The sequence below is a fragment of the Bacillus sp. JJ1127 genome, from assembly GCF_036965845.1.
GTDB lineage: Bacteria > Bacillota > Bacilli > Bacillales > Bacillaceae_G > Bacillus_A.
In genome coordinates this window covers 13024-25385 of the sequence record NZ_JBALQK010000105.1, presented here as the reverse complement: position 1 = coordinate 25385, position 12362 = coordinate 13024, and the positions used below count along the sequence as shown (strand labels likewise).

Annotated in this window: 12 protein-coding genes and 1 pseudogene; 4 read left to right on the top strand and 9 right to left on the bottom strand. The window is 35.2% G+C overall.

From position 1 onward, the window contains the following. Nucleotides 1–194 precede the first annotated feature (194 nt). The 3 genes from V7183_RS11865 to V7183_RS11855 all read right to left on the bottom strand — a co-directional run bounded on the left by V7183_RS11865 (nucleotide 195) and on the right by V7183_RS11855 (nucleotide 3823). Entirely contained in the window at nucleotides 195–1727 is a 1533-nt protein-coding gene (locus V7183_RS11865) for a fatty acid--CoA ligase family protein (protein WP_335359638.1), read from the bottom strand. Nucleotides 1728–2089: 362 nt separating this feature from the next. Next, the gene (locus V7183_RS11860; RefSeq protein ID WP_335359637.1) at nucleotides 2090–3079 is read right to left on the bottom strand and encodes a lipoate--protein ligase; all 990 of its coding nucleotides are present in this window, start codon (nucleotides 3077–3079) and stop codon (nucleotides 2090–2092) included. A 9-nt stretch (nucleotides 3080–3088) separates the two neighbouring features. Further along, a complete protein-coding gene (locus V7183_RS11855) occupies nucleotides 3089–3823 on the bottom strand; it encodes an MBL fold metallo-hydrolase (protein ID WP_097897630.1) in 735 nt (244 codons plus the stop codon). A gap of 193 nt (nucleotides 3824–4016) precedes the next feature. Between V7183_RS11855 and yhfH the strand changes: the two genes are divergently transcribed. Continuing rightward, nucleotides 4017–4145, top strand: a complete 129-nt coding sequence (gene yhfH / locus V7183_RS11850; RefSeq protein WP_000567010.1) for a protein YhfH — start codon at nucleotides 4017–4019, stop codon at nucleotides 4143–4145. Between the two features lie 40 nt (nucleotides 4146–4185). Here the strand turns inward: yhfH and V7183_RS11845 are convergent, their stop codons facing one another. Beyond that, a complete protein-coding gene (locus V7183_RS11845; protein WP_097897631.1) occupies nucleotides 4186–5199 on the bottom strand; it encodes a LacI family DNA-binding transcriptional regulator in 1014 nt (337 codons plus the stop codon). 197 nt (nucleotides 5200–5396) lie between these two features. Between V7183_RS11845 and V7183_RS11840 the strand changes: the two genes are divergently transcribed. Together V7183_RS11840 and V7183_RS11835 are read left to right on the top strand one after the other, a co-directional pair. After that, a complete protein-coding gene (locus V7183_RS11840; protein WP_335359636.1) occupies nucleotides 5397–6338 on the top strand; it encodes a helix-turn-helix transcriptional regulator in 942 nt (313 codons plus the stop codon). 94 nt (nucleotides 6339–6432) lie between these two features. Next, nucleotides 6433–6957 (top strand): DinB family protein, encoded by a 525-nt coding sequence (locus V7183_RS11835; RefSeq protein WP_335359635.1) that lies wholly within the window; start codon nucleotides 6433–6435, stop codon nucleotides 6955–6957. A 506-nt stretch (nucleotides 6958–7463) separates the two neighbouring features. On the opposite strand, the gene V7183_RS11830 is transcribed toward V7183_RS11835, so the two are convergent. After that, nucleotides 7464–7886, bottom strand: coding sequence for a YfmQ family protein (locus tag V7183_RS11830; protein ID WP_097899652.1), 423 nt, complete (start codon nucleotides 7884–7886; stop codon nucleotides 7464–7466). Nucleotides 7887–8030: 144 nt separating this feature from the next. Then, nucleotides 8031–8132, bottom strand: a pseudogene (locus tag V7183_RS11825) (DUF2087 domain-containing protein); the annotation flags it as partial. Nucleotides 8133–8209: 77 nt separating this feature from the next. Between V7183_RS11825 and V7183_RS11820 the strand changes: the two are divergent. Beyond that, on the top strand, nucleotides 8210–8662 hold the full coding sequence (locus V7183_RS11820; RefSeq protein ID WP_335359634.1) for an NUDIX hydrolase: 453 nt from the start codon (nucleotides 8210–8212) through the stop codon (nucleotides 8660–8662). Nucleotides 8663–8898: 236 nt separating this feature from the next. On the opposite strand, the gene V7183_RS11815 is transcribed toward V7183_RS11820, so the two are convergent. The 3 genes from V7183_RS11815 to V7183_RS11805 all read right to left on the bottom strand — a co-directional run bounded on the left by V7183_RS11815 (nucleotide 8899) and on the right by V7183_RS11805 (nucleotide 12173). Continuing rightward, nucleotides 8899–9471 carry a TetR/AcrR family transcriptional regulator gene (locus V7183_RS11815; protein ID WP_097899713.1) on the bottom strand — a complete coding sequence of 191 codons (573 nt, stop codon included), beginning with the start codon at nucleotides 9469–9471 and terminating at the stop codon, nucleotides 8899–8901. Nucleotides 9472–9819: 348 nt separating this feature from the next. Beyond that, nucleotides 9820–11772: a M56 family metallopeptidase gene (locus V7183_RS11810; protein WP_335359633.1), complete on the bottom strand. Its 1953-nt coding sequence runs from the start codon at nucleotides 11770–11772 to the stop codon at nucleotides 9820–9822. Next, nucleotides 11769–12173 (bottom strand): BlaI/MecI/CopY family transcriptional regulator, encoded by a 405-nt coding sequence (locus V7183_RS11805; RefSeq protein ID WP_335359632.1) that lies wholly within the window; start codon nucleotides 12171–12173, stop codon nucleotides 11769–11771. The genes V7183_RS11810 and V7183_RS11805 overlap by 4 nt, the downstream gene beginning before the upstream one ends. Between the last annotated feature and the right edge of the window lie 189 nt (nucleotides 12174–12362).

Genomic DNA, 12362 nt, shown 5'->3' with positions numbered 1-12362 from the left:
AAATCCCTGCTATGCAAAATACAAAGTAACCTACACTCGCATGCTCTTTCTGGTTTTACTTCGCATGTGGCAGAAACAGGCCCTGACCGCTTCTATCCATGGCCAGATCCTCCCTCCCACCTAAAAAGATGGGGTTTATGTCGTTTTTTTAATTGATGTATATATAGATCAGGAATTAAAGCTTACTTCTTTCACTACACCTGCATTGCCTTCTCCTTCAAAGCCCTTCTCAATAATTTACCTGTTGTATTCTTCGGCAATTCTGTTAAAAACTCTATGCTCTTCGGTACTTTATATTTTGCAAGGTGTAAAGAACAATAGCGCATTAGCTCTTCTTCTGTTACCGCTTCATGTTTTTGAACAACATAGGCCCGCACTGCTTCTCCTAAGTTTTCATCAGGAACACCAATAACAACAACTTCTGCAACCGCCTCATGTTGATATAATACTTCTTCCACTTCACGAGGATATACGTTATAACCACCTACAAGGACGATGTCTTTTTTACGATCAACAATGTAGAAATAACCTTCTTCATCCATCTTCGCTAAATCACCTGTATACAGCCATCCATCACGAAGCACTGCCGCTGTGTCTTCCGGTGCATTGTAATATCCTTTCATTACATTTGGCCCACGAACAATTAATTCGCCTACTTCACCTACAGGAACTTCTTCTCCAAGCTCATTAACAATTTTGTTTTCAACATGCAAAATATTCGTTCCAATCGAACCTGGTTTCCGCGGACGATCTAACGGATTAAAGCAAGTAACTGGTGAAGCTTCTGATAATCCATACCCTTCTGAGACAATAACACCAAATCGATTTTCAAAGTTTTTCAAAAGAGCAACAGGCATAGAAGCCCCGCCAGAAATGCATAATCGAAGTGTCTGAACATCCTCTGGAGTTGCCTCTTCATATAAATATAAATAATTATACATCGTTGGTACTCCGGCAAATATTGTTGGCCCATATGTACGACAAATACGAAATACTTCTTTTGGACTAAACTTTGGTAACATTAAAATCGTCGCACCGTTAATAATGGGCGCATTCACTGCAACTGTTAAACAAAATACATGGAACATTGGAAGTGCCGCAACAACGCGATCATCCGCAGTATATTGTAAATATGACGCGACATCTCCAGCATTACTATATAAGTTTTTATGTGTTAACATAGCGCCTTTTGGATGCCCTGTTGTGCCTGAAGTATATAAAATAACAGCCACATCTTCTTCATATAGCTCAGGGCCTTCATAAGATAGGTCACCGGTTCCTATAAGACTAGTAAACGTTTTCATTTTTTCAGTTTCTGTATGATTAAAATCTGATGAGGTTTCACATATGATGATATGTTCAAGAGAAGGAATTCTTGTTGTAAGAGATTGTATAATCGGTAGAAGGATGTCGAGTGTGATGATTGTTTTTACATCTCCATTTTGTAAAATGTAATGCATTTCGTCTGCTGTGTATATCGGATTAATAGGAATGACTGTTGCTCCTGTTTTCATTGTCCCATATAACCCAACTAAAAAATGTGGTGAATTCCCTACAATTAATGCAACATTATCCCCTTTTCCAATGCCCATTTTTGCTAAATTACCAGAAAACCTAGTGACCATTTTGTTTAATTGGTCATACGAAACCGACTGATCCATAAATATATAAGCCGGTTTCTCCCCTTTCTTTTTTGCTGTTTCAGCCAAAGATTGAACGAGATTCACACAAACCCCACCTTTATAAAATTTAGAAAATTTAAAAATTCTAAATACATTATATTAAAAGAAAATTAAAGTGGCAAGTAACATTTAATTAATTGCATGTAAAGTGAGACTTTAATCCGTGAGAGAGCCTTAGCTCTCCACGGGTTATTAGTCGAACCAATCGGGCTTTTACGGGCAGTTTACCCTTCACCCACTTTCTTTATTTTTGACTAAATTTTGATGCAGGGGTATTACTGCCCGTTAAAGCGGGGTAAATGAGCATTCATTCATTTTTTAATTTGAAGTTATACACATTGTTTTTATGCGTTTTCTTGTAACAAAATAAAAAACAGTCATACATACAATATGACTGTTTTTACCATTTAAAAGAATAACGCTAAGAAATCTTCTGTTGTTATATTACCAAAGTAACGTTTTACATCCACATCTTCTAGAGCTGTAGCAAACGCTTCTTTGTCAAACTGTACTCCTGTTAAGCGTTCTTCAATGTCATGAACATCTTCCACACCGAAGAAATCACCGTATACTTTACACTCAGTCACAGTTCCTTTTGTTACCTCTAAACGAACATCAACTTGTCCAACTGGGAAACGGTGTGAATGTTGTAAATTAAACTTCGGTGACTTCCCGTAGTTCCAGTCCCAATTACGGTAGCGTTCTTCAGAAATTTTATAAATCTCTTTCCAATCTGCTTCTGTTAGCTCGTATGTTGGAATTTCTGCTTCACCTTCAAAAATCGTCGCAAGAAGAAGTTGTTTAAACTCTTCTGTTGTCATCTTTTCGTTTAAAAATTCCGTAATGTTTGCCACGCGGCTACGGATTGATTTAATTCCTTTTGATTGAATCTTATCCATTTTTACTTTAAGTGCTGATACAACGTGATCAATTTCAGAATCAAACAATAATGTACCGTGACTAAACATGCGGCCCTTCGTTGAAAACTGCGCATTACCTGAGATTTTTCTACCTTCCGCTAAAATATCATTGCGGCCGCTAAGCTCTGCATTTACACCTAATTTTCCAAGCGCTTTTGTAACAGGCTCGGTGAATTTTTTAAAGTTATGAAAACTATCTCCATCATCTTTCGTAATAAAGCTGAAGTTTAAGTTCCCTAAATCATGATATACAGCGCCTCCGCCTGATAAACGTCGTACAACATGAATGCCTTTTTCTTTCACATAATCAGCATTAATTTCTTCTACTGTGTTTTGGTTTTTCCCAATGATAATGGAAGGTTCATTAATATAGAACAATAAATATGTTTCGTTAATATCTAAATTTTTCACACAGTATTCTTCAATTGCTAAGTTAATTGTAGGATCTGTAATTCCTTTATTATCAATAAATAACATCGTTTCACCTCATGAATTCCAAACGTAACCGCTATGCGCAAGCGTAATACGGCCGTCAAAAATTTGTTTTGCTTCTTCTACTAAATCAGATGTGTTTCCTGCATGCGGAAGATGCGTTAACAGTAATTCCTTTACATTTGCATTCTTTGCAATGTCTGCCACTTCTGTACTATTCATATGCCCTGCTTTTGCAGCTTCCTGATGTGCATACATATTACATTCACAAATAAATAAATCCGCATCTTTTGTAAATGGAATGAATTCAGGAATGTAGCTGGAATCAGCACTATATACGATCACTTCATCACCCGCCGTAATACGCATCGCATAGCATATAACAGGATGTACTGTCTTCAAAAATGAAATAGAGAACGGCCCAATCTGTAATGTTTCTTCCGGATTGTATACAATCCCTTTCGTATGCGGTGCATGTGTTAAGGTCGAGAACCCTTGCACATCAAATGCATGTCCATAAATCGGTAGTTCTGGTAATTGTCCTTTCGTCGCACTCGTAATTAACCTCGCATATTGCAATACTCCAATATCCGCAACATGGTCGTGATGATAGTGTGACAACAGAACTGCATCTATATCAGATGGTGTTATATATTTTTGCAGCTGTGCTAGTACACCGCTGCCACAGTCAACAAGTAAACGAAAACCATCGTGTTCAAACAAATACCCCGACGTTGCTTCTCCTACTTCTGGAAAGCCGCCCCAAAAGCCAACAACAGTCATTTTCATATGTATCCATCCTTTCTAAACCACTAGAAATGCAGTATTCTCACTTCACTGAGAAGGATTTTTACTTACATTCTTAACTATAATCCATTTCTTAAACTTTTTCATTATTTTTAAATTTGTTATAAAACAGTTATTGACTTTTATTTTTTGTACTAATACAATGTTAGTAAGAAATGGAAATGGAGGGATTTACATGATTGATCAACCAATGGAATTTTTCAGAAATTTACCAACGAAAACTTGTGCACATTGCGGAAAGGAAATTGATGAACAGCACGAAGCGTACCATAATAAATGTGACGATTGCGTTCACGAAGAATAGTAGTTTGTAAACATAAGAAAAACCTAGCAGACATCGTCTACTAGGCTAGTAACATCGCATTTTTCATCGTTGAACCTTTCACCAAGAGCTCCAGTTCAAACTCATACAATTCTTTTTTACGATAATTTTTCGTATGGATTTTATCCATCATTAAATCAACAACTTTTCGAGCCATTTCACCAATTGGCTGTTCAATTGTTGTAATACCAGGCTCTGTAATTTGTGATAAAATTTGGTTATCAAAGCCAACTACAGCTAAATCATCAGGAATACTCCAGCTATGGCGTTTCGCTTCTGCGATAATTCCAGCTGCGACTTCATCTCCTCCTGCCAAAATAGCGGTAGGATTTTTTTTGTCCTTTAATACTTCATGGAATATTCTTTTTCCATCTTCCCACGAGAAAGCGTTTTCAAGAAAATCAATCGCTTCTACTTGTTTGCTCTTCTCAGTGATTGCACGTAAAAAGCCCATTTTTCTCTGTTGGCTCACTATTTTCGTTTCATTTCCACGGCAAAAAATAAGATTACGATAACCTTGTTCTAGTACATGCTTCGCAGCTATGTAAGCCCCTTGTGCATGATCAAATTTAACCGTTGGAATGTTTGCTTCCTCAATATATTCATTACATAACACGATTGGACCGTGTTGTAAGTATGGCTCTACTTTCTCCCATGGATTCTCAAGTGAACATAGAATAATACCATCAACTTGTTTTGTTGATAACAGTTGTAAGTATTCCATCTCTTTTTCCGGTAAGTATCTTGTTTGGCAAATAATCAGTTTATATTTATGTTCAGAAGCAGCAATCTCAATTGCTTCAATAAATCTACTAAAAAAAGGATTTGTGATCCTTGGAACAAGCACCGCAATTGTTTCTGCTTTTTGTTTACGAAGTCTTCTTGCCGCAGAATTAGGAACGAAGCCTAAATGCTTCATTGCTAATTGAACCCTCTTTTTCTTATCGTCAGATACATACGGATGGTTGTTAATCACCCGAGAAACCGTTGTTCTTGATAACCCCGCTAATTTCGCCACGTCCTCGATCGTTGACACGAAATTCTCCCCCTTTGTATGAAAACGTTTTCTTAGGTTGATTATATAGTATATTATTGGAAACTGCAATACGAGTTCGGATGATTTTACTATATTGATATTATACATAGGGAAAAGTCTGTTATTTGCAGGAAGATTTGACTCCTATTTAGAACTTCACAATAAGGATATTTATTACATATGAAGGATGATATTTCATGAATCGAACAGATCGTTTACTTTCTATTCTCATTGAATTACAGAGGAAACAAACCGTCACAGCTCAAAGCTTAGCTGAAAAATTTGAAACGTGTAAAAGAACAATATATAGAGACATGCAAGCACTCAGTGAATCAGGTGTCCCAATCTTTTCGATGCCTGGGCAAGGCTATTCTTTAATGGATGGTTATTTCTTGCCGCCCATTCAATTCAAACCAGAAGAAGCGGTAACGCTTCTATTAGGAAGTGATTATGTCGAACAAAATCTCAACTCAGCTTTTTCTATACATGCAAAATCTGCTAAAGAGAAATTAGAAGCAATCCTCCCTTCTGAACAGCAAAAGAAGGTCAAGGAGTTAAGAGGAACTTTTCGTTTCCTCTCCGGTACTTTCTCTCATCAAAGATTTGCTCAAGAACAACTGGAGAAACAGCTTCTTCTCTTACAAGAAGCTATTCAGAAACAACAATGTGTTTCTTTTTCTTATCGTAAACCGAATCAAAGTGAACAAAATAAACGTACGGTAAATCCTTATGGTTTAGTCAATATTTCAGGGATTTGGTACATTGTTGCTCATTGTCTACTTCGAAAACAAATACGCCATTTCCGTTTGGACCGCATGGACAACTTACAACAACAGCACACGTTCTTTACGAAACCGGAGAACTTTTATTTACCAGACTATCAACCTGAAAATAATCGAACCATTATCATTCATTTATTATTTCCATCCTATATTGCACACAAAATTATTGAATCTCGCTACTTTTTTATAGATTCATATGAGCATAAAGATGATGGTTTTCATGTCGTTTTGAAATCGAGAAATATAGATGAAGTATTCCCGTGGGTGCTAAGCTGGGGAAGTCAAGTAAACGTGCTAGAACCAACTATTCTTTCTAAGAGAATTCGAGATGAGGCAAGAAAAATGCTGCAACTTTAATTTTTTCTTTCACTGCTGACATAATGGTGTCAACATCAATCATGTATAGTAATCATTAAGAACGAAATCTTATATAGAAAAAGGAGCTAATACTATGAACACTACTGTCGCTTTAGAGAAATTTGAAAGCTTAGCAACGTCTTACATTAACGAACTAGAAAAATACACTCTTGAACAATTTAGAAGCAAACCTTCTGAAGGAGAATGGTCCCTCGGGCAAATGTATAATCATTTACTTGCTTCTGCACATATGCAATTACATGCCATCGCAAAGTGTGCAACTGATTCTACAACTGTAGATGGTCAAAAGACAGAAATGGGTGAAAAAGTATATGCACTGGAGGCTTTTCCTCCTATACAAATAAAAGTACCTGATCGTCCAGGATACACACCTGAAAACCAAGCGAATAAAGAAGGTGTTAAACAAGAATTGCTACAACTGATTAAGCAAATGAAGGAAGTTGAACGAACGATTGCTTCTATTCCAAGCAACCGTAAAGTAGAGCATCCTGGATTTGGTTATTTAAATGCAGCGGAGTGGTTTCAACTCATTTATATGCATTTTGCACATCATCTTCGTCAGAAGGAACGATTGGAACAGAGTATTATTCTAAAATAAGTGGTTTATGAATAGAGATATAGTTTCTCGTTAATTTTAAAGTAAAAAATAGCCTTTCGTTATCTATATATACATCAATTAAAAAACCGACATAAAACCCCTCTTTTTAAGTGGGAGAGAGCATCTGGCCATGCATAGAAGCGGTCAGAGCCTGTTTCTGCCACATGCGAAGTAAAAACAGAATGAGCAAACGAGTGTAGGGTACTTTGTATTCTGCATAGCAGAGATGTAGATGTCGAAAAATTAAAATGGATTTAATATATTATGATAAAAAGCACTTAAAAAAGAAAAAGAAGATAATCCCCTACTATATATAGGTGATGTGATCTTCTTTTTCTTTTCTGTATATTAATAAAAATTCTGTGATTTGCTCAAAGTAGGCGCTTCTTCAGTAGCCTCTATTTTAGAAATCCTCTTTTTTATTTGGAGCAGAAGTAAATTAGTAAACTTACTTAAATATTAACTTAGCAATATTTATCCTGCATTAGCAGACAGTACCAATCCTTTTAGGCTAAGTCCCCAGTTACTAACATAGAACGGTTTTGAAGGTCTTTGGAACGCAGACTATACCCGATTACTTTTTTCTTGTATTGTTTGATTACATCAACGTGATCGTCGTAACTGTACACAGAAAAACGAACATCGTTTTTTCCTTTCTTCGTACTAATAACTACTGGAGTCCCACTGGTCTGTGGAGGAAAATAATATTTCTCTAGAAATATCGCTTGGTTAAATTGATCGATGATTTGAGCTTTATCTTCACCTTCCATTTGTTTTCCGTCGATGGTTACAGTAACAGCCGCATCACTAAGTTTTGGATGCAATTCAAATTTGCTGGCAAGCGATCTCACAACAGGACTTGGAAGACTCGTCACTATTATTTTAAGAACACCGATAATAATTAACATAACTATAAAATATGTCGTCATCTTGTCTCATCTCCGTTAATTAATATGATTACATTACTAATATTACCATAGTGTAAATGGTTATTTTTTGTACATTATGTGAACTTCCATGACCTACTATAACTAAAAGAGCCCCTGTTACTAAAAAACAGGGGTTTTCAAAACTTATACATCCTCCCACTTCGTCCACTCTTCCCTAGAATTCACACTGTAAATATTCTCATTTCTGTCCATAAATCCATGAATGATAAATTCTCTCCTAATGGTACTCGGCATATTTAAATTTTAGACAGTATTGTATACTTAGATGAATAAAGAATTAATTTAAGTATGGGGCTGATTAAGTGTTTAAATATAATGTATGTTTTTTAAAAAGTAATGATAGAATCTTAATGCTGAATCGTGAAAAGCCGCCTATCATGGGGGTGTGGAACGGTGTTGGCGGTAAAAATGAAGTAGGTGAAACTGCTGATGAGGGTGCAATTCGTGAAGTGTTTGAAGAAACAGGCTTCAAAGTAAATCAGTATTACTCAAAAGGTGTCATTACATGGGATACAAGTGATAGAAAAAAAGATGGATTATATGTGTACTTATTTGAAGTAGATGAAACATTAGGTAATGAATCTATGAAAAAAACAAGAGAAGGTATTCTCGATTGGAAACACATTGATTGGATAATGAACCCCAATAATTTAGGGATTGCTGAAATGGTAAATCAGTATTTACCTGTTCTATTAGAAAAAGCAGATGATTATTTATTTGAATATAAAGACGGTATAGTGTTGCTTATAGAGTAAGAGGATTTATTAAATATTTTATAATTAAACGTCTTTATTCTCTATTTTTGAAGGCAAGCATAATCAGATTACATTTAAGCAATTTTAAAAAGTCTTGCTGCATATGAAGTGTAGTAAGGCTCTTATTTTTCTATATCAAAGTTAAACCTCTTTATTCTCTCTATACAATAGATTCGCTCAATTTTTATTTTTAAACATGTCTAAGGAGAAAGTCCATAAATATAAAAAGGATTATCTTAGTTTGACAATCCTTTCAGTAAATAAAGTTCAAATAATTCTGCAATTCTTTCTTTTTCTAATGGTTCATGATTTTTTTCCCAATCGAAAATAAGTGATACATATAGTCGCAGCATAATAAATGCTGTGATTTCTGGGTCGCATTTACTAATCTCACCTTTTGCAATTGCGCTTTCCAAATAGGATTGAATAAAAGATACAATTTCAACATCTACTTGTTGCATAACTTCTTGTACTTCTTTCGTTCCCATATCTCGCTCTTCTTGAATGAGTTTAATCATAAGCTGATGTTCTTTTCTAAATTCTAAGATGCTGTATAATGCTCTATGTACATTTTCAAAAAATGAAACATCTGAACGAATTGCTTCTTTTGCAACTTGCTTCATTTCTGTAATTAAATTAGAAATAATTTCTCCGAATAATTCTTCTTTATTTTTGAAAAAAGTATAAATTGTTCCTTTTCCTACATTCGCTAATTTTGCAACTTGATCCATTGTCGTCGCCTTATAGCCAAATGCCGAAAAAGACTTTGTTGCAGCTTCAATAATAGAACGTTTTCGATCTACCGCCACATCTTCACCTCCAAAAATGACCAATTGGATAATATAGTCAATTGGTACATATTTGATATTACCACAGTCTTCCATTCTATACAAGTTCTCTTTTTAGTTATTCCCATTATAAAATTTTCCAGTCCATCAACATAATACTGTCATAGTGTATCAGAAAAAACAGTGAAAGGAAAAGGTAGCTCTACCTATTTCCAATCATTATATAGCAAGAGGTTGTATTTCTTTCATAATTATACTATTTTACATCATTTAAGCTTCTACTTCTTGCAAAACTATTATAAATACTCACCATCGTATTCTTAAAATAAAAAGGTGTTCCGAAGATTTAAATCTTTGGAACACCTTTTTTCATTTCAACATTGAGAGCATTATTTTCTCTAATTCTGCCTTATTTACGTTTTTATCAAACACTGCTTCCCCTGGTGTATCGACACCATGATTTGTGATTACTATTTGATAAGCACTATTCTTTCCTTTTGCAGGAACAATTATCTTCATACCTTGTAAATTACTATCTGAATTATGGGTAGCATAGAATACTTGGTTCCCTTCTAACTCATACTGTTCAATATTTTCTTCTACAACAAATAAATGGTGGAATGGATCTTTACTTTCTCCAAAAACTTGCGATTGATAAATTATATAACTAGCTTTTCCCTTTACATATTCTGATTCGATAATTAATTCGGGCTTTCTTTTAAGGAAAGAACTAACATGTTCTGTCTTTAGCGTATAACCTTCAATTGTATAAGCTGGCTTTTTAATTTGGAAGTCTACATGCTGCTGCGCTTCCTCTACAGTAAACTTTAAAGATTCAGCCACTCTATCTTCAAATGGCTTTGATTTCCTATCAAGCTCTTCTAGCCTTTCAAGATCAGCTTGACTTAAACGTTCCTTATTAAACCATTCTGTATCCCCTTTATAATTCTCGGATACACTTCTCTTAACCATTGCTTTTTTCTGAATCGCACGAGTTTCCTTGAACAGTTGTACGTACTGTTCAAATTCCTCTTTTGTTAAACATTTTTCAGCAAAGTATAAAAAATCCGTATCCTTTTGATATGACTCTTCTGACATGCCCCACTCTTTTCTCGCATTTTCCGGTGTACCCTGTATTGTTTCTACAGCCTTTTGAACCGTATCCTTCGATTGTTCCTTTTTTTCTATCGCTTGTCCCTTCTTCCTTTCCTCTCCTTCCGTTGTACGTGCATTTAGTAAAGAAACAGACGCGACAGCAACGATCGCAATTACTCCAAGTGCAGACAGGCGATATGATTTCTTTTTGAATTTCTTGATCATCAGAATTCTCCTTTTTAGCGTACGTTTATTTCTACTTAAATTAGCTAGACTCGGCGCTTGATAATAACTTGAATAATGTTCTAAAAGAGTAATAATTGTATGTCCATATGCGATTTGTTCCTCTGAATCTATAAAGGTAAGCGCAAATGCATCACAGGCTAGTTCTTGATCTTCTCGCATACATGAATAGGCATACCAAAGAATTGGATTAAACCAATTTAAGATAAGTAAACCGTACATCAGCCAATTCACCGCGACATCCCTTCGTTTAATATGTGCCAATTCATGATAGAAAATATACTGAAGTTGCTTCTCATTAAGTACTTTCATATGTTTATTTGACAATAGTACTCTTGGGCGAAAAAAGCCAAAGACAGTTGGACTTGGAATTTTTCCAGCTAACCGTAATGGAATTTGCTGCTTAATGTCCATCGACTTCCGACAGTTCTCAAATATCCTAACGATTTTTTCATCTGTAATATTAGGTTGTTTTTTTATGTAATTGTGTAACCGTCCGTTCATAATAAAAGTCCCAATCGCTAATATACTAGCTCCTAACAGCCAAATATACATAGCAATTTTATAAACTGAAAATGTAGTATCTTTTTCTTTTTTATTCTCGTATGTTTGTTCACTCTCTTTCGCGGCATGTACTGAATGATCCTCTTTTGTACTTACTGTCGTATTTGCTATATTTTTATTTTCCTGTACAGCTTCTTGTGACGTTGCAGGAGAAGGAGTCTTTTGAAAAATCTCAGAAACGCCAGAGCTATATGAAAGAAGCGAATAAATGCTATAAGAGCTATCCGGTGACCACGGCAGGAGAAGCCTTACAATCAGTATCATCCACAGCATATATTGCCACCTAGGAGTTAACTTATTTCTAAGTACAACTTTGACACATAAGATGATGCCAACTAATACACTCGCCATAAGCGATGTTTCTATCAACCAATCAAACAAGCGGGGAAGATAGATATCTACAACCATATCTATCTTCATGATCTACCTTTCCTCTCGTTCTCTTCTGTCTTTTCATCCAAAATACGTTTCAGCTCATTAATATCTTCTGAAGATAGTTTTTCTTCTTTTAAGAAATTCACAAGTAATGGTTTGAATGCTGCACCGCAGAAACGCTTAAGTAAAGATTTTGTTTCTACTTGCAAGTAATTATCTTGTGATACTAACGGATAATAGGCATACATACGTCCTTTGTCTTGATGATAAGAAACCGCTTCCTTTTGAACCAGTCGATTAATAAGTGTTCGAATGGTCTTTGGTTTCCAATCCATTGTTGTCTCCAGCTCCTCAATGATCTCATTTGCTGTTTGGGGAGATTTTGACCAAAGAACTTTCATAATTTCTAATTCAGCTTCAGATATTTTAGGTAATTTATTTGTCATAGTATGTTCCACCTCTTGTATTACATTTGTAATCTACAATATAAGATTACAAATGTAATCCTATATTGTCAACCATATTTTAGAAATATAAATCCATTTTAATTTTTCAACATATAAGTTGCTGCTATGCAGAATAAAACATAACCTACACTTACATTCTCTCTTTGTTTTCACCCTTGCATGTGGCAG